The following is a 25,289-nucleotide window of genomic DNA, read 5'->3' on the forward strand; positions in this document are numbered from 1 at the left end:
TGATGCGGGCAAGAAGGTCAAAGGTCGCAAGCGACAGGCGATGGTGGACATGGATGGTCGTGCGCTGGTCCTTGATCCCCAGCCTGCCGATATTCCAGACAGAGACGGCGCGATCCCTGTTCTGCAGGTATCCCGCAAGTCCTTTCCCTTCGTAGAAAAGGCATTCGCCGACATGGGATATTCAGGTGACAGGCCGCAGAATGCGACGCTGGTCGATGTCGAGATCGTCCGTAAGCCCAAGGATCAGGTCGGCTTTGCCGTTCATCCAAAGCGCTGGGTCGTCGAGCGTTTCTTCGCCTGGATCAGCCGAAATCGACGACTGTGGAAAGACCCGGAGGCAACGATAAAGTCGGCCGAAGCATTTCTCTATGCTGCATCCATCATGACGCTGACAAGGCGCATCGCACGACCATCATGAATTCTCGGACGGACTCTTACAACGCGCCCGACTCCCGGGAATGGAAGGTGAGCACCTGCCACGATAAAGCGTCCATCTGCGGCATCTGCGAGCGCCACAGAGCGGGTGGTGGCAGCCTGAGTACCATTCACGTCAAATGTGACGAAAATGTCTGGTTGATCGAACTGGATGTAATCGCCGTGAATGACGTCACCCCAGAATACCAGGCGTTCGCCGTTCTCAGCTTTCAGAACGATCGAGCTGTGTCCAGGCGTGTGGCCTGGACGCAAAATCGAGCCATAACCTTTGAGCGGTTCGGCATTGTCCAAGAAACGCTTGACCTTGTCCTGCGCCAAGCGTTGCAAGGCTTTCCGTCGAAGAGGGGCTACGGCCATTTCTTGAGTACAACTTAAAGCGCCGCTAAAGGTAGTGACGGTATCAAATCAGAAGTACATGCCGGAATTTCCGATGCCAACTGCTGGATAGCGTTCGGCCTCGATCAGGTTAAGAACACCATGCAAAAGTTGCAATACGGCCGGGAATGCGATGATCGCGCGTGGGAAGCCGTCGCAGCTGGCACATTCGTTTTGATGGCCTTAGCAGAACAAACAGACACACGATGCTTCCGATCCACTAGGTCAAAAGGTAGTTTATCTTCAAGACATTAGAATAATCGCTTGTCGAATAGACCTATGTCTGGGCGTGGCCATCGCGCCAATACGATACCGCGAGGTGGTCGCTCTTTGCCAATCGATTAGGAGAGCGCCAGTCTGAGCGGATCTTGCGAAAATTCGAGAACTCGGTGCCGGCCCAAGCGAACACTGATCTGTCCGCTGGCAGTTCGATGGCCGCCACACGCCTTGCAAGGGCGTTGGTTCTGATCGAGCGATTGCGATGCAGCCAAGTTATCTCGATATCGGCGACTTGGCGGATGGTCTGCTCGTCTTGTCGGTCTGCCACTTCGATGATAGCCACGCCGCGCGCACCTGCCGGCAATGCTTCGATAAGCCTCGCGATAGCAGGCAGCGCCGTTTCGTCGCCAGCAAAAAGGTTCCATTGAGCGGGTCTTGCGCTACCGCCGCCGGGACCGATCATGCCGATGACATCACCGACCTTTGCGTGAGCGGCAAAACGGCTGCCCGGTCCGCCGTGGTCATGCAGCACGAAATCGATGTCGAGCGTGCCGGCCTGAGGATCGATGCGGCGGATCGTGTATTTTCGGATGATCGCCCGCTCCGTATCTGATCCCCAGTCGATTGTTCCGCGCGGTGTGAGTTTCGGAAGACAGAGTTGACCACCGTTGGGCGGAAGGAGGAGTTTGGCATGCAGCGCTGAGTGGGTGTCGAACCGCTTCAGTTTTGATGAGCCGAACGTGATCCTTCGCATATTTGGAGAAAGATCGAGGACAGCGAGGACTTTCAAGCGACGGAGATTAGGCAGTGAAGCGATTTCTTCGCCATCACCTTGCCAGCGAATGTCGGCGCCATTGTCCAAGTTGAATTCGCCCACGTGGCTGGCAAGGAGATATTTCATCTCCATCAGCCGTTCGGTGTCAGGCGCGAAGGTTTCGATGCATAGGCTGCTGCCATCGGCGATGATGCGGGCATCGCCATTGCTTGAGGCAAGCGTCCAAAGGGTTTCGGAAACCGGGACGATCTGGGTCCCGTGTTCGATGAGATGATCGGTCATGACACGCGCAAGAAGTGCCGCATCAGGACAGTTGACGCGCGTTGTCGCCGATAGTTGTGTCATCTGATTTCCTTCCTGAGCATATCCCGAGAGGGGCCGAGCACGTCGATCATGAGCGAACCGCGCTCGTTGAACGTCACTTCGGCATCAATTCCCCAGACCCTCGCAAGAACCTCCCGGCTCAGGACCTCCGCCGGCGGTCCTTCGGCGTCGATCCGGCCCTTTGACAGGACGGCGATACGGTCGGACATACGCGCTGCCAGAGCAAGCTCGTGCAAAATGACGACGACGATCGTTCCAGATGATGCGACACTGCGGATCACCCGCATGAATTCATCCTGATGGCGAAGATCAAGCGCACTCGTCGGCTCGTCGAGGAGGAGAACCGAAGGATTGCCGACCAGGGCCTGGGCAAGGGCTGCCATCTGTTTCTGGCCGCCGGAAAGCGTGTCGATGTGCGATAGGGCGATTTCGCCAAGCTCGAGTTTCTCGATCAGGGCAGCCGCCTGACGTTCGAGTGACAGGCCTGAGACTGCTGTCCCGTACTTGCTGGCAATGCGAAGCGCACTCAGAACGCTTTCGAATACATTGAGGCCAACGCCTCGGGGCAGGGCCTGCGGCATGTAGGAGATTTTACCGGCCCGCTGGAACGGCTTGAGCCCTGTTATATCTTCCGTTCCCAGCATGATCTTGCCCCTGACCGGCAAAAAACCCGCTATCGCTTTCAAGACGGTCGATTTACCTGCCGCGTTTGGGCCCGTCAGCGCGAGGATCTGGCCGGGTGCGATTTCGCTCAGGCTGACACCGTCCAGCACGGATTTGCCGGCGTAGCTTGCATGAATATCCTGCAGCGACAGCGCACTCATCGGCGCGTCCCCTGTCGAAGGATAAGTGCGACGAAAACGGGCACGCCGACGAGGGCGGCGACGATGCCTACAGGTAAGTTGGCATCCGGAACCAGCAGCTTTGCGGCAATTGATGCCGCAAGTAGAAGGATACCGCCCGACAGCGCACTGGCGGGGATGAGGAAGCGGTGGTCCTCGCCGATGATCATGCGGGCGATGTGCGGGCCGACAAGGCCTATGAAGCCGATCGTGCCGACAAAGGCGACGGCGGTCGCCGTCAGCAGGCTAACGCGGATCAGTGACATTAGCCTTAACCGCTTGACGTCAACCCCGAAAGACATGGCACGTTCTTCGCCAAGATGCAGTGCCGTCAGTTGCGACGATGCCATCCATGACATCGGCAACACAACCGCCGTGACCACCGCCAAAACGGCAACATTCGTCCAGTCGGCCCGTTGCAGGTTGCCCATCATCCAGAACACCACTTGCTGCACCGACTGGGCCGATGCGTAAAACTGCAGAAGCGAGATCGCGGCGTTGAAGGAGAACACCAAGGCGATACCGAAAAGAATAAGGTGCTCGCTTCCGCCGTCCCTAAGACGTGTCAGAATTTGCAACAGCGCGACAGAACCGATGGAAAACACAAAGGCATTGGCAGAAACGAACCAGCCTGCTCCGAGAAACGGTATGCTCGCGCCGGTAACAATGGCCACCGCCGCACCGAGCGCTGCCGCCGACGAGACGCCGAGCGTAAAGGGTGAGGCAAGCGGGTTGTCGAGCACCGTCTGCATCTCGACGCCTGCGGTTGCAAGCGCGGCCCCCACCAGAAGCGCCATCAAAGCCGCCGGCAGCCGAACGTCATAGAGGATCACGGCCTCGATCCGGTCGAGCGAGGCGGGGTCGATAAGACCTGTCAGCACGTCTGTCGCGCTCAGGCCTGACGGGCCGGTGATGATGTCTGCAAACAGCAAAACAACGGCGGCTGTCAGAAGGCAGATCAGCAGGACCGTGCGGCGAACCGACAGCCGGCGATGGCTGGCGACGATACGCTCGCCGTTTTCGCCTAACATTCTGGCGGGCTGTGCAAGATGGCCGTTCATGCGGGGAGATCCACGGAGTACGTGCCCTCGAGTGGCACGGCCAGAAAGTCCCGGTTGATGCGGGCCATGGTCGCCGCCGGATCCAGGTCGGCAAACAATTGCGGATGCAGTCGCTGTGCTATCGACTGGGCGGCAAGCAGATTAAAGGGCGTCGCGTGCAACAGATGCCAGATGCCGCTCACGCGTTTTTCCTGAAACGCCGTAAGCGGTGCGGTATCGGCCCGCATGGCAACGTCTTGGAGGCTCGATGCTGCTGCGTCCGTCGTTACGCCCGGCCCGATCACCAGTCCGCCACGGCCGGCAAGATAACCACCTCCGGTGACGAAGACGAACTCTGGATCGGTTGTCAGAACGAATTCCCGCCGTGCCTGTATCCAGGGAAGGGGGCTAAGTAATGCACCGATATTGTCGCCACCGGCAAGCTCGATGAAGGCGCCGAGGCCGCCGGCGCCCGGCACCCAGCAACAGTCCCAGCCGGGCGCTCCGGCATTCGCCTGCAGCATTACCGTCGGGCGCTTGGGTTTTTCTGCGGCAAGTCGCTCGCGAATGGTGGCGATCGAGGTCTCGTGCCAGCGGGCGAAGCGTTCCGCCTTTTCCTCGGCTGCCCCGCCAAGAAGCCTGCCGATCAGGCGCATGCTGGGTGCAGTATTAGCGATCGGATCTTCGTAGAAGTCGACAAACGCAACCGGTATTCCGGCGGCCTCCAGCCGCTTGACCACTGTTTCATCTTCCGGCCCCGGTCCGTAACAGCCGCCAAGAAGAACGACGTCCGGGCGGCTGGCGAGGGCGGCTTCCACTGAAAATGTCTGCGGGCTCGCCTGTCCGACCACGGGTACGGTGGCAAGACCGGGAAAGGCTGCCTGATAGGTGGCAAAGATTTCCTTGCTGTGCCGCACCAGATCGCCCTGCCAGGCGCAGACAAGCTCGCCCGGGGAGGGGTGAACCAGAGACAGCGCCAGAAGCAAGTGCCCGTCACCCAAGAGGATCTTTTTTGGAGTAGACTGTAGCTCAGGCAGGGAAGCCGAGACGAGCGCAGCCTTTTCGGCGTGCGCCGGCCTGGTTGCCAGTGCCATTGCGCCAGCCATCAGACCCAGTATGTCCCGCCGTCTCAACGCCATGCCCTTGCCACCATTGCCTTGCCTACCAGCGATGCGTCAGCGTCGCGCGGATCGTGCGGCCCGTTCCCCAATAGCACTGGGTGACCGTGTTGCACGATGCCACGTATTCCTTGTCGAACACATTGGCGACATTGACCGCAACCTCTGTGCCCTTCAGACTTTCATTGATTGCGCTGAGATCAAGGCGTGCCGCCACGTCAAACAGCGTGTAGGCCGGTGCTTCAAGAGCATTGGCCGTGTCGCCGAAACTTGCACCCGTATAACGCACGCCGGCGCCAGCACTGAGGCCTTCCAGATTGCCTGAGAAAGTATGGTTCACCCACAGTGCTGCCTGGTGGTTAGGCACATAGATCACGCGCTTGCCCGTCGCTGTGACGTTCGAGTCGAGATAGGCATAGGATGCTATCATGTCCCACCCGTCCCACATGCTGATCTTGGCTTCCGCCTCGATACCGCGCATCTCGACGCGACCAATCTGCTGGGAGACACCGCCGCTGGTCACGACGAGATTGCTCTGTTCGAGATCGAAGGCTGCCAGTGTGAACAGATGATCGGTGCCGAGTGGCTGATACTTGACGCCGACTTCGAGCTGTTTGCCTTCGTTCGGATCCCAAGGCTGGCCGGAGGTGCTCAGACCCTGTGTCGGCTCAAACGATGTGCCGTAGCTGATATAAGGCGCGATACCATTGTCGAAAGCATAGAGCAGACCGGTTCGACCTGTGAAGGCGCCGTCATCGTTGACGGTACGGGTCGAGTTGAGCCGGTTATAGGTGTCCATCTCGGCCGTGTCATACCGGCCGGTCAGTGTCAGGCGCCAATTGTCGAGCGACATTTCGTCCTGGAGGTAGACGCCGACCTGATTGACGTTCTGCTTGGCATTGGCGGTATTGGTAATCGTGCCGATCGTCGCCTGACCGTAGACAGGGTTATAGATGTTGATCGGCGAGGCCGTTCCGGTGCCGAACTGGTAATCGTAGTTCTGGATAAGCACGTCGACGCCGGCCAGCAGGTTGTGAGTTACCGGGCCGGTTTCGACAGTACCGGAAACGTTGTTGTCCATGGTGAAAGTCCGGGCAACGTCATGAATCCCGACAGCGAGACGGTTAACCATCGGCGGAACCGCCGCTGCTGCCGGATGACCGCGCACCACGTCAAGGTCGTAGCTAACTTCCATAAGTCGCGCCGAGGAATTGAAGGTGATGCCGTTGTCGAACCGGTGCTCGAACTGATAACCGATCGCCGACTGGCGTCTTTGGAAATCGTCGTAGCCGGGTTCTCCGATATAGGTGCTGCGATCGTAATAGCCGTAGGCGCTGGGGTAAAGCATGCCCGGCGCTGGCAGAAACTGCAGGGAGCCGCCGTCGTCGCGTATATGATGGCCGGAAATGGTCAGTTCCGTACCTTCCTCCGGTTTGAAGGTGATCGAGGGCGCGATGAAAATGCGGTTGTCGTCGACATGATCGACCTGTGTTTCCGCGTCACGCACCATGCCTGTCACGCGATACAGGAACTTGCCCTCCTCATCGATTGGGCCGCTGAAATCGAAAGCTGCCTGCTTGCGCCACGGGTCCCCGAGCGTGAACTGAACTTCACGCAGCGGTTCGTCTGTTGGCTTCTTGCTGACGAAATTGAGGAGACCACCGGGTGGTGTCTGCCCATATAGGGCTGCTGCCGGACCACGAAGAGCTTCGATGCGTTCAACCATGTAGGGGTCGATCCGCGGCCAAGCATAGGTGGCCCGCGGCATCCGAGTTCCATCGAGCAGTTCCGGAACAATAAAGCCACGCATGCGCACCCAGTCGGCGCGCGGATCGGCGCCAAAGATTTCGGCATTGGTGGACGGCGTGTAGCGCATCGCCTCGCTGGTCGTCGTCACCTGCTGTTGGCGGATCTGGTCTGCGGTGGCGATCGAAATCGATTGCGGTATTTCTGCCACCGCTCGTGCGGACTTGGTGGCGGTTGCGCTCTGTTTAGCGACGATGCCACGAACCGGCCCTTTGGCGTTTTCGCCATTCGCTTGCACCACGATCGGCGCAAGCTGCGTGCCGGCATCTTGCGCATGCGCTTGTGTGAGCATCAGGGTAAAGGTTGCCGCGCTGGCAGCCAACATCATGCTCTGGCGCTTCACGAGGCCGGACTGGCGAGAGAATATCATTGGTTGCCCCCACGAAATAGATGGTGGCGTTTTAGCGTTTGCACTGAATGGTGAGCAATGATCTCCACTTTCGCGATCCTGAGAAATGCTTTCGTGATTCTATCACGAAAGCCGATTGATTTCGCGGGATGACGCGTGCGGAACCAGAGTGTTGGGCGCGACGCCGAAGCGGCGTCGGAACAGGGTCGAGAAATGCGCAGGAGTATAACCGGCTTCCGACGCTACTTGGCTCACCGTGAAGTGCCCGCTGGCCAACATCTTGTAGGCACGGTCGAGGCGATATTCCTGAATGTAGCGATACGGGGCCATGCCGTAGATTGTGCGAAAGCCACGATTGAGCTTGGAAAGATTGATGCCGCATCGGCGTGCCACATCCGTGAGATCGGGCGGGTCGACCGAGTTTGCAACGAGGAGGTCGCATGCTGCGCGCACCCGATCGCGGTCCGACGGCGTCAGGTACCCCGAAAAGGCCCCATCCGCCGCAGGAGAGAAGCCTTCAAAGACAAGCGAGGCGAGTTCCAGCGCTTTTGCGCACCGGTAAAAGCCATGGTTTGCGTCGCGATGGCCGAGCAATTGGGCGCCGAGAGCGCTGATTGTGGTGTCAGCTTTTCTGGATCGAAGCACAAGGCTGCCGCCTGAACGATCCCGCATGCCACATAGCAATGACGCAGGATTGCGCTGGTATTCGGTCTCGATCAATTCACGATCAATCTGCAGAAGAACGACGCTGAAAGGCGTATCGTGCGAGAATACCTGCTGCCGCCGGTTTTCTCCTTCGCTCAGAACAGCGAACGTGGTTGGTGTGCGAATGTCCAAAAGAGGGGCATCGCCGGCCTCAAGCTGCATGCGACCCTGCAATACGACGATGATGCGCAGCCCGTCTCGGATGGGTGAGGATACGTGGAGCGGCTCGGAGAAGATCTTGGTACTTGTCTCCACCAGCAACTGACCCTGAAGGTGGGTCGTTACAAGTTGCGAGGGCGATGAAGAGATGCTCATTAAAGGAATTTAAAAAATATGAGTATGGAAATCAATATTTAACTTTGGTCGATCTTCCTCATTTCACGTTTAGTGGTCGCTTAGAGGGGTCGTAGGTTTAGATCCCATCAAGAGCTTAACAACTGGCAGCGCCAACTTACATCTGACGACCAAATTCCCTCACTCCGAAATGCGCTCGATCAGCAATGTCTTGTAGCGTATTAAGCTGCCTTGCAGGTGTGTGTTCATTGCCTCTCGTGCGGCGGTTGCGTCCCCGCCAAAAATAGCATTGACGATACGCCCGTGCTCCTCCTGCAGGTGAGGGTTCATCGTCATCGTTCCCGTTTGGGTGCGGTTCAGGATTATGCCGGGTTTGATGAGCAGAAGGAGTTCGCTGAAGCGGCGGTTCTGGGTCGCCTGCGCAATGCCAAGGTGAAACGCGAAGTCGTCATCCCGCGTAGACAGACCCTTTTCGACGTTGGCGCCAATCCGGCGATGCACGTCGATGATGGCTTCGAGCTGGGTCGGAGAACGCCGAGCCGCCGCTAGGCCTGCAGCTTCCGTTTCGCATGCGGCTCGCAGCTCCAGCAATTCGATCACCGATGATATCCGCTCGAGTGAAAGGCCTGAAAACGGCGTTCCCTTAAGTTCCGAATCTGTGACGAAAACACCGACGCCGCGGCGTGCTTCCAGCATGCCCTCTGCTCGAAGAATGGCCACGGCTTCACGAATGACGGCACGGCTGACGGAATGCAGTCCTGTAAGATCGTTTTCGCTCGGCAACTTGTCACCGGGCTTGAATTTGCCGCCCTCGATATCCCGACGCAGCGATGCGGCGACCTGTGTCACCAGCGAGCGACCGACTAGGTCGATCTTTTCCGGATCCCTGTTCTGCTCCACCCAAAAGTCTCCATTCCAATTTTATGTGTTACCCAGCAGACAAGATGACGCCAGACATCAGGTATCTTTTACGCGATTCCTCGCATTGAAGCATAGTTTATCAGCTCTGGCAAAAGGCCTCGCTGTCAGCGATCCAAATGGTTTACCTCGGGCGTGAGAATAAATCGTCGATTAAGGGGATTGACGAACACTCTTCCTTGCCTCTAGCCTGTCTTATGTCACCTATCGGTAGTCAGACAAGTAAGTTTGCTCCTCATGTCTCGGGCGTAGCGAGCAGGCCGCTTCGAAGGCGGAACAAGTTGGGAACACCTATGAACATCATTGATGCCAGTGTACGCACGTTCTGGTACACGACACACGAGGAGATCGACAGTGATGGCCACGCCCATCCGGGACCGGCTCGCAAGGTACGCAAATCCCTGTTGACGCTGACATGTGAGGACGGCACCCAAGGGCATTCTTTTGGCAGCCCGGAACAGCTGCGACCGCATCTGCTCGATCGTTTCATTCGCCCGGTCGTTCTCAATCAGGATGCGCTGGCCCGTGAACGTCTCTGGCAGGATCTAGCGCACTGGCAGCGGGGGAGTGGAGGTCAACTCAGTGACCGGACGGTTGCCATCGTCGATTGTGCGCTCTGGGATCTCGCCGGCCATCTGTTCAAGGCTCCGGTCTACAAGATCATCGGCTCCTACCGGGACAAGGTGCCCGCCTATGGCTCCATCATGTGCGGTGACGAACTGGAAGGCGGGCTTGCAACGCCGGAAGATTACGGTCGGTTTGCCCAGCAGCTCGTCACCCGCGGGTATCAGGCGATAAAGCTTCACACCTGGATGCCGCCGGTCAGCTGGTCGCCCAGCATCGAGATGGATCTCAAGGCCTGTGCCGCCGTGCGTGAGGCTGTCGGACCCAAAATCCCGCTGATGCTGGATGCCTATCACTGGTATTCCCGCCAGGAGGCTTACGAGCTCGGCAAGGGCCTCGAGGCGTTGAACTTCACCTGGATCGAGGAGGTGATGGACGAGCAGTCGATGTCTTCGTACGCCTGGCTTGCGCAGCAGTTGAAGATCCCGGTGATCGGGCCGGAATCGGTTGGTGGCAAATACAAACACCGCGCGGAGTGGATCAAGGCGGGAGCCTGCGATATTCTTCGCACCGGCGTCGAGGATGTCGGCGGCATCACGCCGGCGCTGAAGACCATGCATCTGGCCGAAAGTTTTGGCATGAACTGCGAGGTGCACGGTCATGGAGCGGAAAACCTCACCATTTCCGCTGCCACCAAGAATTGCCGCTGGTATGAGCGTGGTCTGCTGCACCCGTTTCTCGATTATGATGCTTGCCCCGAATATCTGAATGCCATTCCTGATCCTATGGACGAAGACGGCTTCGTCTGGCTGTCGCAGGCGCCGGGTCTCGGGGAGGATATCAATTTCGATTACATCGACGCCAATTTGGCGGAGTGACACGACAGTAAAAGTGGAGCGGTCGACGCGAGGCAGAGGAGGCCTGCGGCGTCAATCTGGCCGCAATGGGAGGAACCATGAAACGACGCAAAATGTTGATCGCCGTAGCCCTTATGACAACGACGAGCTTGCTCGGCATGACACCGGCATTGGCCGAAACACCGGCGAACCAGTTGGTCATCGGCTTCTCGATGACCAATGTGCTGACACTTGATCCGGCCGGCTCTTCGAGCAAGGAGCGGGTTCAGGTTCTTGCCAATCTCTACGACGGATTGGTCGGCATCGATCCCGTCGAGCGAGCGAAGGTCATCCCGGCACTTGCCGAGCGATGGGAGGTGGGGCCGGATGAAAAATCAATTCGCTTTCACCTGCGCCCAGACTTGAAATTCACCTCGGGCAACGCCGTGACAGCGGACGATGTCGTCTGGTCGCTACAACGCGTCCTGAAACTCAATCTGGCGCAGGCAACCAACTTGCGTCTGCGCGGCTATAACAGTGACAATGCCGCGCAAAGCTTCAAAGCTCTTGATGACAGGACGGTCGAGATCGCCATTCTTCAGCCGATTGATCCGCAGATCATCCTGATGACCCTGGCGATGGCGGGGACGGGGAGCGTCATCGATAAAAAGGAAGTTCTGAGCCATGACAAGAACGGCGATCTGGGGGCGGGCTGGCTGACGACAAACTCCGCCGGAACCGCTGCATTCAAGGTGCAATCACTTCGCCCGAATGAGATGGTCGTGCTGGCGCGTAACGACAATTACTGGGGGCCGGCGCCAGCCATGAGCCGCGTGTTGATGCGGCATATCCCCGAACCCCAAAGCCAGCGGCTGCTCATCGAAAAAGGCGATCTGGACATTGCCTATTCGCTCGGTGCTGCCGATCTCGACGCCCTGAAGTCTAACGAGGCCGTCAAGGTTACCACATCGATCGGAAACGGCCTGTACTACCTTGCGATGTCTCAAAAGAACGAGAACCTCGCCAATCCGAAGCTGCGCGAGGCCATCCTCAAACTCATTGATTTCGATGGACTGAACAGGACTGTCATGCCCTATTTCGGTGTGCGGCATCTAAGTCCCATACAGATTGGCTTGGCGAAGGATCCCTACGATCCCGGCCTGAAGATGGATGTGGAGGCGGCTAAGAAGCTTCTTGTCGAAGCCGGATATGCCGATGGCATCGATCTGACAATTCGCACATTGTCGGAACCACCGTTTGATAATCTCGCCATCGTCCTGCAAAGCCTGCTGGGCCAGGCTGGAATCCGCATCAAAATTCTTACCGGCAGCGGCGAGCAAGTTTATGGCCCGATGCGTGAACGGAATTTCGAACTGATCGTCGGGCGTAGCGGGGGCCAGATCTCGCATCCTGATGGTGACATGCGAAGCCTTGCGTATAATCCGGACAATCGCGACGAGGCGAAGTTGACCGGTCTTGTGGGATGGCGCACCTCATTCAAGGATGATGAGCTCAATTCTAGAATTGACGCAGCGCTCGCTGAGACGAGCCCCGACAAACAGGCAGAGCGGTATCAGGATATCGAAAAGCTTTATGCCGATCGCATTCCCGCCATCCAGCCAATTTCGCAGGTGACGGATTCAGTTGCTCAACGCGCGGATATTGAGGGTTTTCGCATCAGTCCTGTATGGCAGACCAAACTCGACGCAGTGCGCAAACGGCGTTGACAGGAGAGAGGCCACCGTACGCGGATCACTGATTGTAGTGGCACCAGTAAACAGCAAGATCGCTGGCTGGTAATAGCTCGACCTGAACGAGGTTCAACCATGCTCCCAACGATGAGGGTACATCAAATCAGAAATGGGCGGGTAGTTGGTTCAAGTCTGGTCAAGAGCTAATAGGGAGATATTAGCGTTAGCGTAATCACTGTAGCTGCGCGGCACCTTTATCTAGCACCCAGTGCACGTTGCCATGTATCTGCAGCAGAGAGGCCGGGCAGGCTTCGCCAAGCTGTCCAGACAGGCTCTTGCGAATGGCTTCCGCCTTGGCCGCTCCGGTTGCTAGAACAACGATTTCGCGTGCATCGATAATGTCGGCAATGCCCATCGTGATGGCCCGTGTCGGTACCCGATCGAGTTGCAGCAGTGTCTGCTGGTTTACGACTAGCGTTTCCGGCGAAAGTTCTACTATCCGCACGCGGCTCGTCACCGGCGAACCCGGTTCGTTGAAGCCGATATGGCCATTGGTGCCGATGCCGAGCAGTTGCAGATCCACGGGACGGGAGCGGACGAGCGCGGCATAACGTGCTGCCTCCGCCGTTTCGTCCTTCGCCGCACCATCGATCAGGTTGATCTTAGATGTATCGAAACTGGCACCGGAAAACAGTTCGCGATGCATGTAGGCAGCGAATGAATCCGGATGTGATTGTTCAAGCCCGCAATATTCATCGAGATTGATGGTTTCGACCTTAGCGAAGGAAACTTTTTCGTCCTGTGCGGCCGCAACCAGCTTCGCATAGACACGGCGCGGCGTCTGTCCGGTCGCAAGCCCCAGCCGGCAGGTCGGGTTTGCCTGCACCAGTGTGACAAGCCTTTCCGCGACGAATTGGCTCGCCTCTTCCGCCGTTGGCAGAATGGTGATCTTGGCGGCGCGAGCGGACGCGATCCGGGGATGGTGATCCATCAGACTGAAACCTTTTAAAATTTGGAGGCGGGATTGCAGCCGGCGGAAACCGGCTGCCCGATGATCAGATGTGACCCTTGTCCATCGCTTCGAGAAGGGCGGCGATGTAGCCGTAGCAGAAGCTGAAGGCGACGCCGACCGGGTCGCGGCCGGAAATGGTCGGCACGTGATCGGGCATGACCATGTATTTGTAGCCGACTTCCTTGTAGATCTTCAGCGAGCGGATCATGTCCATGTCGCCTTCGTCCGGAAAGGTTTCTATGAAGGAAAGCTTGCCGCCGCGAATGTTGCGGTAATGGACGTTGAAGATCTTTTCCCGGCTGCCGAACCAGCGGATGATGTCGTCGATTTCCTCGCGCGGATTGTCGAGCATCTCGCCAATCGAACCCTGGCAGAAGTTCAGGCCGTGATACGGGTTTTCGCGCATCTGCACGAATTTCTTCAGGCCTTCGACCGTTCCTAGAACGCGGGTGACGCCCTTGTAGCCCGGCGGCGTGTAGGGGTCATGCGGATGGCAGGCGAGACGGACCCTGTTGCTTTCGGCAACCGGCACGACGCGCTCGAGGAAATAATCGATGCGCTCCCAGTTCTCGTCTTCGGAAAGAACGCCGGCAAGACCCGGAGCGGCGTCATGGTCTGCCTTGTCCCAGCGCCATGCCTCGTTGAGCGAGCCGCCGCGGCCGCGTTCCATTTCAGTGCGCGGAATGCCGATGATGTTGAGATTGTATTTGGCCGCCGGAATGCCGGCCCTGGCGATGTTTTCGATCATCGCGCAGACGGCGTCGATCTGACGGTCGCGATCGGCACCGCCCAGCAGGATGTCCTGATAAGGCGTTTCTTCGATCGGCCGCGACGACATCGGCAACTGGACCATGTCCAGCGTCAGGCCAAAGCTTTCGACTTTCTCGCGCTGGCGAAGAATATCGTCGAAGGTCCAGCTTGCCGGCTTGCCCGGCGGATCGGCACAAACGTTCTTGATGCCGAGCTGTGCCCAGATGCGAAACTCGTCATCGTCGCGGGCGTCCACCTGTGTTCCGAGATACATATTGGCCTCGTCATTTTTATCGATGTGAATGAAGGCGGCTCTGCCGGAGCCACTGATTTTTCAGATTGCGCTCGCCTCGAACAGCATGCGCGAATAATCGTCGTGGGTGCGGCCCTCGTAGAGGTCGTCTTTGGTCAGTTCGTCGACAAAGACGCCGCTCTTCATCACCAGAACTCGGTCGCACATATGCGCGATCACGCTCAGATCATGGCTGACCAGTACATAGGTCAGCTGACGCGCTTCCTTGAGGTCGGCAAGGAGATTGAGCACTTCCGCCTGAACCGAAACGTCGAGCGCCGATGTCGGCTCATCGAGGAGGATGATTTCCGGCTCCAGCATCAGGGCGCGGGCGATGGCCACACGCTGGCGCTGGCCGCCGGAAAGCTGGTGCGGAAACCGCTCGGCAAAAGCCGCCGGCAGACCGACCTGTTCCAGTGCTGACGGTACACGGTCCCAACCCTTGCCGCGATCCATCGCACGGATCGGTTCGGCCAGAACCCGGCTGATGCGGTGACGCGGGTGGATGGAGCCGTATGGATCCTGAAACACCATTTGCGTCAAAAGCATCTGTTCGCGGGTGCGGGTCTTGTCCACATCGGTGCCGGCAAGGTTGATCTTTCCGGTCCAATGGCGGTCGAGGCCGGCGAGCGAACGCAGAACCGTCGACTTGCCACAGCCTGATTCGCCGACGATGCCGAGCGTTTCGCCCTTGGCGACCGAAAACGATACACTCTTGACGACCTGCCGGGCAGATGCGCCGCTGCCGAAAGAGACGGAGAGATCCTGAACGTCGATCATGGGCGGGTCTCCACGGCATCGATTGCGTTTCTGTCGAGCGTTTTCAGACGCCGCACCGGTGCCTTCAAGTCCGGCATGGCAGCGATCAGACCGCGCGTATACGGGTGCTGTGCTTCTTCAAGGTTGGTCAGAGTTTCCACGACGCGCCCCTTGTACATGACCATGATGCGTTCGCAGAAAGCGGCAACCATGCGGATGTCATGGCTGATCAGCATCAGGCCGGCTTTGTTTTCGCGCACAAGTTCATCGAGCAGATTCAACACGTCGCCGCGCACCGAAACGTCGAGCGCCGACGTCGGCTCGTCGGCAATCACCATGCGCGGTTTTGCCAGTAGCATCATGGCGATCATTACACGCTGGCCCATGCCACCGGAAATCTGGTGGGGATAAAGCTTCATCGTGCGTTCGATATCGGTGATGCGCACGCGTTCCAGCATGGTCGCGGCGATTTTATAGGCTTCGGCCTTGCCGACCTTCAGGTGCAGGAGTGCTGCTTCCGCCACCTGTTTGCCGATCGGCAGGACCGGGTTCAGCGAATAACGCGGATCCTGCATGATCAGCGCCATGCGGTTGCCGCGCAGCGAGCGCATTTGTTTTTCCTTGGCGGCAAGCAGCGGCATGCCGTCAAAGGTCAATGTGTCTGCGGTGACCCGGCCGATCGGTGGCAACAACCGCATGATGGCACGACCAAGGGTCGATTTACCCGAACCGCTTTCGCCGACGATGCCGAGACGTTCCGCCTTGAGGTCGAAACTGACGCCATCAATGGCGGGTTTTGCGTAGCGGCCAAAATGCACGGACAGGTTTTTGACCGAAAGGATTGTGTCTTGATCAGGAGCGTGCATGGCGAGGATCCAGCAGGTCGCGAAGCGTATCGCCGACAAGGTTGAAGGCAAGGCTGGTAATCAGGATGGCGAGGCCGGGCATGACCGCAACCCACCAGTGATCCAGCATGAACTTGCGGCCACTCGAAATCATCGCACCCCATTCTGGCGCCGGTGGCTGCGCACCGAGGCCGAGGAAGCCCAATGACGCTGCCGTCAGGATGATACCGGCCATGTTGAGCGTCAGGCGTACGACGACGGAGGGAATGCACATCGGGGCGATATAGAGAAACAGTAGACGCATTGGCGATGCGCCGTAAAGACGGGCCGCCGCGACATAGTCGGTGTTGCGCACAACGAGTGCCTCGGCACGGGCCAGACGGGCGATCGCCGGCCAGCTTGTCAGCGAGATCGCGATGACGGCCGTGCCGAGACCGGCGCCCAGGGCCGCCGCAAAGGCAAGTGCCAGGATCAGCGACGGAAAGGACAGGACGATATCGGTAAAGCGCATCAGGATTGCATCCGTGCGGCCGCCGACGAAACCGGAGACGACGCCGACGATCAGCCCGATCGGTCCGACAATTACCGTCACCAGCATGATTGTGGAAATGGTGATGCGCGCGCCGAAAACGAGCCGCGAGAAGATGTCGCGGCCGAATTCATCCGTGCCGGCCAGATGCGACCAGCTGGGTGGCAGGAAGGCCGCCTGCAGGTTCTGCACGGTCGGATCGTATGGAGCGATCAGCGGTGCAAACAGTGCGAGCACAAGCAAAACGAACAGAACGAAGAAACCGCAAAGGCCGACCGGCTCGCGAGACAGTTTTTCCCAGATCGCCGCAAGGCCGGAGAGAATGGCCGAACGCGGGCGGCCCGGCATTTCAGTGGCGGTATTTTGCGCGCTCATTGCGTCACCTCGCGGGTGCGCGGATCGAGAACCAGATAGGCAAGATCCGAGATGAAGTTCAAGGCCATGAAGATGGCACCGATGATGAGAGTGCCGGCGAGGATGGCGTTCATGTCGCCGATCATCAGGGCATTAGTCATGTACTGGCCGATGCCGGGCCAGGAGAACACGATCTCCGTGACGACCGCACCTTCCAGCAGGTTGCCATAGGAAATGGCCAGCACGGTCACCAGCTGAACGGCGATGTTGGGCAGGAGATGACCGACGACGATGCGAGCACTGGAAGCACCCTTGGCACGGGCGGCCGTCACGTAGTCCTGGTTCAACTGCTCCAGCGTGAAGCTGCGAGTCATGCGGGTAATGTAGGCCATCGCGGAATAGGCGAGAATGCAAGCCGGCAGGATGATGTGGTGAACAGCATTCCAGAAGGTCTCCGTATCACCGACCAGCAGGCTGTCGACCAGAAGCAGGCCGGTCTGCGGCTCGATCAGCCCATCGAGATAGGTATCGACACGGCCCGGTCCACCCACCCAGGCAAGGCCTGCATAGAAGATGACGAGACCCACCACGCCGAACCAGAAGACCGGGATGGAATGGCCGACCAGCGAAATGACGCGGGCGAACTGGTCGATCCAGGTATCGCGGTAAAAAGCGGCGACCATGCCAAGGGGCACGCCGATGACCGTCGAGATGATGACGGCAAGCGTCGCCAGCTCGAGTGTCGCGGGAAAGGCCTGCGCTAGATCCTTGGTGACCGGATTGCCAGTCAGGATCGCCGTGCCGAGGTCACCCTGCAGCAGAGATGTCACGTAGATCCAGAATTGCTGGTAGATCGGCAGATCGAGGCCGAGCTTTTGCCGCATTGCTTCGAATGCGGCAGGGTCCGCCAGCTCGCCCACAATTGCACCAATCGGATCGGTCGGGAGAACCCGGCCGATCACGAAGGTCACGACAAGCAGGGCAAACAGGCTGACAACCAGCTGTCCGAGCCGCCGCGTGAGTTCTAAGAGGGTAAATTCCTTCATGATCGGCCGTCTCGCTTACTTCGCGTCCGTTTTCGTGACGTTCTCAAGTCGGTTCAGCGACCAGAGGTTCGTGCTGTAGCCGCTTACGCCTGCATTCAGAACGATTGGCGTGAAGGATTCGAACATCGGCAGAACCGCAGGCTTCTGGGCGATGAACATTTCCTGCAGCTGCTTGATCATCTCGGCGCGCTTTGCTTCGTCGCGCTCGCTGTTGGCCTTGTTGCGCAGATCGTTCAGTTCCGGGATGTCCCAGGCCGAGCGCCAGACGAAGTTGCCGGCATTCTTGGCTTCCAGGCGGTTGTCCGGGTTGGTGACGAAGTCGTTCATTGCGCCCAGTGCATTCGGCATGATGGCGGTTGCCTGCGGCAGCAGCAGATCGAAATCGCGGGCGCGGTGGGAGGCGACGATATCGGCGCCATTGCCCTGCTTGATCTCCACCTTGATGCCGATCTGCGCGAGGTTTGCTTGAAGGGCGGTGGCGATGTCGACGCGCGGCGCCTGGGCAATGGTCTTCAGCGTCAGCGAAAAGCCGTCCGGATATCCAGCCTTTGCAAGCATTTCCTTGGCCTTTTCCGGCTGCAGTGAGTAGTCGGGATTGGCGATAGCACCCTTCCAGTCTTCCGGAACCGGCACATTGCGCTGGCGGCCATAGGGGCCGAGAATGGTTTCGGCAATGCCCTTGTAGTCGACACCATAAGCGATCGCTTCACGAACCTGCGGGTTGGAAAGCGGCTCCTTGCCGGCGTTCATGGCGAGAACGAAGAAGCCGCCGATCTTGATCTGTTCGATCTTGAACTTCGAGTTGGTCATAAAGGATTTGACGTCTGGCGCGCTCAGCGCGTTGGCGATATCGATATCACCACGTTCCAGCATGAGGCGAGCGGTCTGGCTTTCCGGTACGTGGCGCATGATCACGCGCGTCATCGTCGGTGCCTTGCCCCAATAGGACTTGTTGGCTTCGAGAATAACAGTTTCATTCGGAACCCAGCGACGCAGCACGAATGGGCCTGAGCCGGCGGTATTGGTGCGCAGCCACTCGTTGCCGTAATCGTTGTTATTGACGTGTTTCTGCACCTCGACGCTGTCGACCACGCTCGAGACGCCCATGGCGAGACGGTAGATGAGGTCCTCGGCGATGACGCGGTCGGTCAGTTCGATGCGAAACGTCTTGTCGTCGACGGCCTTGGCGAGTGTCTCAATATTGTCGGCGGTGTATCCGGCGCTCTTCAGGTACTGCGAAGCCGACTGGTTCAGCTTCAGCAGACGCACCAGCGAGAACACGACGTCGTTTGCAGTGACCGCGTTGCCGGACGCAAATTTCGCATCACGCAGGTGGAAGGTGACGCCCTTGTCATCGGCTTCCCAACGCTCTGCCAGCTGCGGCTTCACCGTGTTGCCGTTGGCATCGTCGGAATAGACGAGGCGGTCGTAGGTGGCCGCCAGGATTTCCTGGGTCTTGGTTTCAGTGCCCTGCTGCGGATCGACCGACAGGACCTGCGCCAGCGAAGTGCCGATCACCAACTGGTTCTTCGGGGTTTCGGCCAGTGCCATCGGCGCTGTCGTAAGCGCGATGGCGAAGGCGACACCTGTCATCAGTTTCGAGCTGAAATGTTGCATGCAATTCCCTCCGTTCAGATTGAAACGCGATCTGCCACAGGCTGATCGGTCTTCGTAGTTCCCGTTTGCGATTTTATGTAGATCTGCTTGGCAAGATTGAGCGCGCCCCTGACCGGTGGATCGAGCAGAAGTGCGGTTTCCGTCGAAGCGCCGAGCAGGCGGCGGACTTCTCGGGTGAACGCGTTGAAAAGTGCGGGTTGGCCGGTGATGACACCGCCGGCGCAAACGATCGTTTCGACGTCGCCGCCACGTCGCTGCAAGAGCACCACGAGTTCGGCAAGCGCAAGCGCATGGTCCTCGATAATCTTGCGCGCACGCAACGAGCCACGTTCCGCGGCCTCGAACACCAGATGGGCGGCCTGCGACCAGATGCGCGGATCGATGGTCGAGAAGGCATGGGTCAGGCCATGCGGATGATCGACGCCGAAATGGGCAAGAAGATTTTCGCTCAGCGGATCCTGCTCGCCCTTGTCATACGCGTCCAGCACCTGTCTTGCCGCATCCCGAACGATACCGACGGCGCCGCCTTCATCGCCAAAGATCCAGCCCCAGCCGCCGACGGTCAATGCCGTGTCTCCGAGCGTTGCCGTCGCCGATGATCCCGTGCCGGCAATCACGCCGGTGCCGGAGGATTTGCCGTAGGCCAGGATCAGCAGGTTGGAATCGTTGACAATGCGGACGACCGGATAATAGGCCGCAAGCGGCGCACGCAGCACTGCCTCCTGTTCGGGGCTGTCATTGCCATGCACGCCTGCCACGATCACCACAGGTTGCCCGTAAGGCGCGCTCGAGGCCCGCACGAGCGCAAGCAGAGTGTCGGCGCGTGTCGCGTCGTCGAGGTTGGCCCAGCCGGTATTCGGTTGAACTTCGTCAGCTAACACATGGCCGTCCAGCGCCGACGCGATCTGGATATGCATCTTGGAGCCGCCGGCATCTATGCCAACCAGCAGGGGGGTCTGAAAATCGTTCATTATATTTTCGTCAAACTATCGGTTTTTGTGTCGATCCGCTGAAACGCAGCTTCATTGATGTCGAAGCCGCGAATGTCGGCGGCGTGAAGCGTCAGTTTCTGGGCAATGAAAGTGGAGGCAATCGCAAAGGAGATGGGATCGCTTGTCTCGAACGGAAGAACCAGCCTGTGGCAGCCGTCGGGGACGGCATCCGTGCTGCTTCCGGTGACAAGGGCAAGGCGTTTCGTTCGTTCCGAAAGCTGGGCAAGAAGCCGTGCTTCACGGTTTCCACCAAACAGCAGATGCGCGCCCGGTCCGGCGGCATCCATCGGTCCATGAAGGTACTGCCGCGTCTCCATCGCCGTCGCAAAAAGCCTCGGTCCCTCGCGCAGCATCAACACGCCTTCTTCCGCCACCGACATCAAGGGGGCAGGCGCCACGATGTCGATGCTCGCCGAATAAAGAAGCATTTCCGCCACGTCGCGGATTTCGCCGTCCAGCCGATCGGCCGTTTCCGCCGCGAGACTTATCAGATGCTTCCAGTGTTCGGTCCGGGTCCGGTCCGTCCAGCGCTCGATCAGCATGGCAAGTGCCAGCATCGTGCCGGTGAAGCTGACGACGGAAACAGAACTGTCGGGAAGGTTGCCGAGGTTGATTTCGCGGCCGCAAAGCGTGCCGAGCGGGGAGGGGGTGTAATTGGTGATGGCAACCTGACCGGAGCCGATGCCATGGCGTACGAGATCGACCACCTCGGCGCTTCGGCCGCTCTGCGAAATCAGGACTGTCAGGCCGTGATGACCCGACAGTCCTGCCGGAAGCTCGCTTGGGAGAAAACGGTGAGCATCCAGTCCATGACGACGCATTTCGTAAACCGGGGTGGCGGCGGCCGCATGGCTTGCACCGATGCCGACCAAAGTCACACGCAAAGGTTTTTCAAGGCGCGCCTGACGAAGCTGATCGTCCAGCCTGTCGACCATCGCGATCAGTTCGTCGGCCTGCGTGGCATAAGATGCCTGCGCCGAAATCCATTCGCGTCTGGGAAAAACCGCCGTGTTCAACTCTTTATCCCCTCCTTGAGATAAATTAAAGTTATCGACTTTAATAAATGCGTCAAGCGTCTTTTACGAAAATGCAGGGTCGGTTACACAAGGGTGTGATTTGATGGAGAAATTAATGAGCGCTGCTGTGGATCGTGCCCTTTCGGAAGTGGCGCAGCTGGTTTTCGCACACCTCCTTGAGGTCGGTGAGGCGACGCGGAAACTGCTTGCCGAGAGCGCCGGTTTGAGCTTTCCCACGGTCACTCTGGCGCTCACGGAACTGACCGCGAAATCCATGGTGTGCGAGTTGCGGCGAGAGCAGGGCGCGCGCGGGCGTGCCACGATCGTATACGGCGTGAGCGACGATGCGGGCTGGATTCTCGGCGTCGATATCGGGTCGACACAGATCAGTTTTTCCGCCCGTCTGCTCAATGGACACATTCTCGCGCAGGAAAGCCGCAAGCACGAGGGAGGCGCGGAAAAGCTCGGTGGGCTGGCGGGGCAGCTTGTTGCCAACTCTCCCGCGCTAAAGGTGATAGGGACGCCGCCGCTCGCGGTCGCGCTTGCGCTCAACCAGGTCGTGCCGCGGCGGCTGGTGCGCGAGGGCAAGCCGCGACCGCTGGCGCTCGAGATTGCAGAAATGTTCGTCGCGGCATCGCTGCTGCCGCGCAGCACTCCATTTTTACTGGAAAACAATGTCAACTGTGCAGCTGTCGCCGAACATCAGGACGGCCTCATGCGTGGCCACGACGATGCAGCCTACATGCAGATTGGCGTTGGTATCGGTCTCGGATTTTTTGCGGATGGCGCGCTGATCAGGGGCGGACGGGGCGGCAGCGGTGAACTTGCACAGATACCGCTGTCGTGGAGCAGCGACGTTGTTTCCGGGGTTGATGCCATTGAGCGCAGGTACGGTTCACTCGGGCTCATGCAATCGGTGTCTGGGGCCTTTGCAGGCGATCTCATGCCCGCCTCACCGGAAGCACTTTTTCTGCTCGCGACCAGCGGTGATGAGAAGGCAAGGCTGTTGATGTCGGAACACGGCGTGGCGCTTGGTCGCCTTGCCGCGACTGCCGCGACCATTCTTGATCCGGAAATCATCGTGTTGGGCGGAGGTCTCACCCGCAACGAAGCCTTTGCTCGGATCATTCTTGATGAATTCCAGAGCCGGAACCAGGATACGCAGCTGGAAATCTCTCGAAAGGGTGCCGAGGCGACCGTTCTGGGGGCTTGCCTGCTGGCAAGGGATCTGGCAATCGGCCAGCTTGTCGAACGGTTTCATAAACCGCTATCGGCTAGGCCAACTCTCTTGCCGTCGTAAGCACACGACCTTCTTTACGATCGGCCTGCCATCACAGTCCCTGCTCTTCTTTCACGCGATAGACGAAACAGGAAAAATCGGCCGCCATTGCCTGCCCGCTCGTGTCATTGGCGGACATGCCGATGAAGGCGCCGGTAAAATTGGCATGTTCCCCTTCGCCACCTTCATCCGAAAGGACGGAGTGATCGAGGACCGGGCCGATCCTTGCCCAATCGTCATCTTTCCAGAAATAGAAGCGCCCGGCCGCTCCTCTTACCTCCAGTTTCATGCGCACGGGACCATCGGGTACAGACACCGGCACCTCAAGCACCAGATCTATCATACCTTTCGGCCAACCGCCTGCGCAGGAGAGTACTTGCAGCACACGACCAGCCGTTTCGTCGTGGGTCAGGCAAAGATAGTGATACGCAAAGCTGTTGTAATACGAGACCAGTCCGGCCATCTGATGATAGCTGGAAGGTTCGGCATCGACTTCCGTTTCCGCGTCAAAATCGAAATCCGTCTGACGCCGCGCCACGAGAGATTGCTCGAATGAAGAGCCAATCGCTTCGCGGCCTGTCAACCTCAGGTGACCCGGTCTCGCCTGAAGGGAAAACAGGCGTTCGGGAAACGGCGTTCGCAGCCATTGGAAATCGGCCGGCAACCCAGAAGTTGGTGCGAATGAGTAGCGCTCGGTTCGCCCAATGCGTTCGGTCGTATCGACGCCTTTTGGCAACAGGATGCGTTCCTGTGGCACGTAGGGCTCTCCCTCCAGCCTCAACCAGCCATCTTCACCCCACTTACATTTCTGAATGGCGGTTTCCCGGCCAAGGACGGAGCGCCTGATACCCTGCAGCGGACGGCTGCACAGGTGCACCATATAGGTCTCGCCGTCCGGCGTTTCGACGATGTCGCCATGGCCGGCGCGTTGCAACGCCGCGTCCGGGTGAAAGCGGCTGGTGATGACGTGGGTGTCAGGGTGAAGCTCATACGGTCCCATCAGATCGCGTGCGCGCGCCATCGTCACGGCATGGCGCATGCCGGTGCCGCCTTCGGCGACCAAGAGATGATACCAGCCATCACGCTGGTACAGATGGGGGCCTTCCGCCAGACCATGCGAGGATCCATGGAAAATGTTGGTAACCGGGCCGACTAGTTTGCCTTGCCCATGGTCGTATTCCTGCAGGACGATGCCGCCGAAGGCTGTTGGCCGACGACGGTAATCCCATGTCAGGCTCACCAGCCATTTGCGGCCATTGTCGTCGTGAAAGAGCGATGGGTCGAAACCCGAGGAATTGAGATAGGTCGGTTCGGACCATGGCCCCTCGATTGTGTCCGAGGTGACGAGATGGTTGTGGCAGTCCTTGAAGGAACCGGATTTGCGTTTCACGTCCGTGTAGATCAACCAGAAGCGGCCGTCTGCATGCGTCAGACACGGTGCCCATACGCCGCAGGAATCCTGTGCGCCACGCAAATCGAGCTGTTCGGCGCGGTCGAGAGGCCGGGCCGCCAAGGTCCAGGTCCGAAGGTCGCGTGAGTGGTAAATCTGAACGCCGGGATACCATTCGAATGTGGAGGTGGCGATGTAGTAGTCCTTGCCGACCCTGCAGATTGAAGGATCCGGATGGAAACCGGGAAGAATGGGGTTCTGGATCATGTCGGTCTCGGATGCTTGAATCTCTGAATACGCCTGTCATGACCCGGCGCGTCGAAAAACTATGCGGGCAATGCCGCGCTGTCAGACTTCCGCCTCTCGCTCACATAGCCGCGGCTGCCATCCATCAGGATACGCGTATAGGGATGCTCTACGGTATTTTCGAGCAGCTGCTGCCGCGTCGCAACCTCGACGAAACCGCCGCTCTGCATGATCGCGACCCGATCACACAGATGCGCGACCACTGCGAGATCGTGGCTGACAAGGATATAGGTCAGCTGTTCGCGCTCGCGCAGATCCTTGAGCAGATTGAGGATTTCAGCCTGAATGGACACGTCCAGCGCGGATGTGGGCTCGTCCAGCAGCAGGATTTTTGGCTCAAGAATCAGAGCCCGAGCAATGGCCACGCGTTGCCGTTGTCCCCCGGACAACTGATGCGGATAACGGTAGCGGAAGTTCAGCGGCAGACCGACATCGGTCAGCACCTTTTCGATACGCTCCTGACGCCGGTCCTTGCCGTGGATCTCCAGCGGTTCGAGCAGGGTGCGGCCAATCGTGTGACGCGGATGAATGGAACCGAACGGATCCTGAAACACCAGTTGCTGTTTTGCCAGCTGGCTGCGCGTGCGTTTCTGGCCGATCTCCTCGCCGTCGATTTCAAGCGTGCCGGTCCACTGTTTGTTGCGGCCTGCAAGTGCCCCCAGAATGGTGGATTTGCCGCAACCGCTTTCCCCGACGAGGCCGAAGGTTTCGCCTTTCTGCACTTCGAAGGAGACGTCTTTGACAACCTTGAGGGCTGCTTCGCCGTGGCCGTAGGACACGGCCAGATGATGGGCCTTGATCATGGACATGT

General features: G+C 58.8%; 23 protein-coding genes. 4 read left to right on the forward strand and 19 right to left on the reverse strand.

What is annotated here, in order from left to right:
* The coding region (locus EDF70_RS28530) for a transposase (protein WP_165932176.1) at positions 1-418 on the forward strand (418 nt) is incomplete at its 5' end.
* Here the strand turns inward: EDF70_RS28530 and EDF70_RS28535 are convergent.
* From EDF70_RS28535 to EDF70_RS28570, 8 genes are all read right to left on the reverse strand, one after another.
* Positions 367-753: a hypothetical protein gene (locus tag EDF70_RS28535; RefSeq protein WP_132281341.1), complete on the reverse strand. Its 387-nt coding sequence runs from the start codon at positions 751-753 to the stop codon at positions 367-369. The genes EDF70_RS28530 and EDF70_RS28535 overlap by 52 nt on opposite strands.
* A gap of 334 nt (positions 754-1,087) precedes the next feature.
* Positions 1,088-1,936 (reverse strand): siderophore-interacting protein, encoded by an 849-nt coding sequence (locus EDF70_RS28540; protein WP_165932177.1) that lies wholly within the window; start codon positions 1,934-1,936, stop codon positions 1,088-1,090.
* Positions 1,937-2,145: 209 nt separating this feature from the next.
* A complete protein-coding gene (locus EDF70_RS28545; protein WP_132281347.1) occupies positions 2,146-2,952 on the reverse strand; it encodes an ABC transporter ATP-binding protein in 807 nt (268 codons plus the stop codon).
* Positions 2,949-4,031 carry an iron ABC transporter permease gene (locus tag EDF70_RS28550; protein ID WP_245519418.1) on the reverse strand — a complete coding sequence of 361 codons (1,083 nt, stop codon included), beginning with the start codon at positions 4,029-4,031 and terminating at the stop codon, positions 2,949-2,951. Before EDF70_RS28550 ends, EDF70_RS28545 begins: the two co-directional genes overlap by 4 nt.
* Positions 4,028-5,104 carry an ABC transporter substrate-binding protein gene (locus EDF70_RS28555; protein WP_165932178.1) on the reverse strand — a complete coding sequence of 359 codons (1,077 nt, stop codon included), beginning with the start codon at positions 5,102-5,104 and terminating at the stop codon, positions 4,028-4,030. The genes EDF70_RS28550 and EDF70_RS28555 overlap by 4 nt, the downstream gene beginning before the upstream one ends.
* 67 nt (positions 5,105-5,171) lie before the next feature.
* On the reverse strand, positions 5,172-7,304 hold the full coding sequence (locus EDF70_RS28560; RefSeq protein WP_132281353.1) for a TonB-dependent siderophore receptor: 2,133 nt from the start codon (positions 7,302-7,304) through the stop codon (positions 5,172-5,174).
* A 102-nt stretch (positions 7,305-7,406) separates the two neighbouring features.
* Positions 7,407-8,303 carry an AraC family transcriptional regulator gene (locus EDF70_RS28565; RefSeq protein WP_132281356.1) on the reverse strand — a complete coding sequence of 299 codons (897 nt, stop codon included), beginning with the start codon at positions 8,301-8,303 and terminating at the stop codon, positions 7,407-7,409.
* Between the two features lie 159 nt (positions 8,304-8,462).
* A complete protein-coding gene (locus EDF70_RS28570; protein ID WP_132281359.1) occupies positions 8,463-9,182 on the reverse strand; it encodes a FadR/GntR family transcriptional regulator in 720 nt (239 codons plus the stop codon).
* Positions 9,183-9,493: 311 nt separating this feature from the next.
* Here EDF70_RS28570 and EDF70_RS28575 point away from each other — a divergent pair, with 311 nt between their 5' ends.
* Together EDF70_RS28575 and EDF70_RS28580 are read left to right on the forward strand one after the other, a co-directional pair.
* Positions 9,494-10,642 (forward strand): mandelate racemase family protein, encoded by a 1,149-nt coding sequence (locus EDF70_RS28575; protein ID WP_132281362.1) that lies wholly within the window; start codon positions 9,494-9,496, stop codon positions 10,640-10,642.
* 77 nt (positions 10,643-10,719) lie between these two features.
* Positions 10,720-12,327 (forward strand): ABC transporter substrate-binding protein, encoded by a 1,608-nt coding sequence (locus tag EDF70_RS28580; RefSeq protein ID WP_132281365.1) that lies wholly within the window; start codon positions 10,720-10,722, stop codon positions 12,325-12,327.
* 196 nt (positions 12,328-12,523) lie between these two features.
* On the opposite strand, the gene EDF70_RS28585 is transcribed toward EDF70_RS28580, so the two are convergent.
* The 9 genes from EDF70_RS28585 to EDF70_RS28625 form a co-directional block, all read right to left on the reverse strand.
* Entirely contained in the window at positions 12,524-13,282 is a 759-nt protein-coding gene (locus EDF70_RS28585; RefSeq protein ID WP_132281368.1) for a glucosamine-6-phosphate deaminase, read from the reverse strand.
* A gap of 64 nt (positions 13,283-13,346) precedes the next feature.
* The gene (locus EDF70_RS28590) at positions 13,347-14,327 is read right to left on the reverse strand and encodes a mannonate dehydratase (protein WP_132281371.1); all 981 of its coding nucleotides are present in this window, start codon (positions 14,325-14,327) and stop codon (positions 13,347-13,349) included.
* Positions 14,328-14,387: 60 nt separating this feature from the next.
* Positions 14,388-15,125, reverse strand: a complete 738-nt coding sequence (locus EDF70_RS28595) for an ABC transporter ATP-binding protein (RefSeq protein ID WP_132281374.1) — start codon at positions 15,123-15,125, stop codon at positions 14,388-14,390.
* Positions 15,122-15,970, reverse strand: a complete 849-nt coding sequence (locus EDF70_RS28600) for an ABC transporter ATP-binding protein (protein WP_132281377.1) — start codon at positions 15,968-15,970, stop codon at positions 15,122-15,124. The genes EDF70_RS28595 and EDF70_RS28600 overlap by 4 nt, the downstream gene beginning before the upstream one ends.
* Positions 15,957-16,826 carry an ABC transporter permease gene (locus tag EDF70_RS28605; protein WP_245519420.1) on the reverse strand — a complete coding sequence of 290 codons (870 nt, stop codon included), beginning with the start codon at positions 16,824-16,826 and terminating at the stop codon, positions 15,957-15,959. The genes EDF70_RS28600 and EDF70_RS28605 overlap by 14 nt, the downstream gene beginning before the upstream one ends.
* A gap of 23 nt (positions 16,827-16,849) precedes the next feature.
* A complete protein-coding gene (locus EDF70_RS28610) occupies positions 16,850-17,878 on the reverse strand; it encodes an ABC transporter permease (RefSeq protein ID WP_132281383.1) in 1,029 nt (342 codons plus the stop codon).
* A 15-nt stretch (positions 17,879-17,893) separates the two neighbouring features.
* Positions 17,894-19,471, reverse strand: coding sequence for an ABC transporter substrate-binding protein (locus EDF70_RS28615; protein ID WP_245519421.1), 1,578 nt, complete (start codon positions 19,469-19,471; stop codon positions 17,894-17,896).
* Between the two features lie 38 nt (positions 19,472-19,509).
* On the reverse strand, positions 19,510-20,466 hold the full coding sequence (locus EDF70_RS28620; protein WP_132281389.1) for a BadF/BadG/BcrA/BcrD ATPase family protein: 957 nt from the start codon (positions 20,464-20,466) through the stop codon (positions 19,510-19,512).
* A complete protein-coding gene (locus EDF70_RS28625) occupies positions 20,466-21,503 on the reverse strand; it encodes a hypothetical protein (RefSeq protein ID WP_132281392.1) in 1,038 nt (345 codons plus the stop codon). The genes EDF70_RS28620 and EDF70_RS28625 overlap by 1 nt, the downstream gene beginning before the upstream one ends.
* Before the next feature lie 148 nt (positions 21,504-21,651).
* Here EDF70_RS28625 and EDF70_RS28630 point away from each other — a divergent pair, with 148 nt between their 5' ends.
* Positions 21,652-22,803: an ROK family protein gene (locus EDF70_RS28630; RefSeq protein ID WP_165932179.1), complete on the forward strand. Its 1,152-nt coding sequence runs from the start codon at positions 21,652-21,654 to the stop codon at positions 22,801-22,803.
* A gap of 31 nt (positions 22,804-22,834) precedes the next feature.
* Here EDF70_RS28630 and EDF70_RS28635 read toward each other — a convergent pair whose 3' ends face one another.
* Together EDF70_RS28635 and EDF70_RS28640 are read right to left on the reverse strand one after the other, a co-directional pair.
* Positions 22,835-24,439: a glycoside hydrolase family 43 protein gene (locus EDF70_RS28635; protein WP_132281398.1), complete on the reverse strand. Its 1,605-nt coding sequence runs from the start codon at positions 24,437-24,439 to the stop codon at positions 22,835-22,837.
* Positions 24,440-24,498: 59 nt separating this feature from the next.
* The gene (locus EDF70_RS28640) at positions 24,499-25,287 is read right to left on the reverse strand and encodes an ABC transporter ATP-binding protein (RefSeq protein ID WP_132281401.1); all 789 of its coding nucleotides are present in this window, start codon (positions 25,285-25,287) and stop codon (positions 24,499-24,501) included.
* Between the last annotated feature and the right edge of the window lie 2 nt (positions 25,288-25,289).

This window comes from Neorhizobium sp. JUb45, from assembly GCF_004343585.1.
In the GTDB taxonomy this organism is placed as follows: Bacteria; Pseudomonadota; Alphaproteobacteria; order Rhizobiales; family Rhizobiaceae; genus Neorhizobium.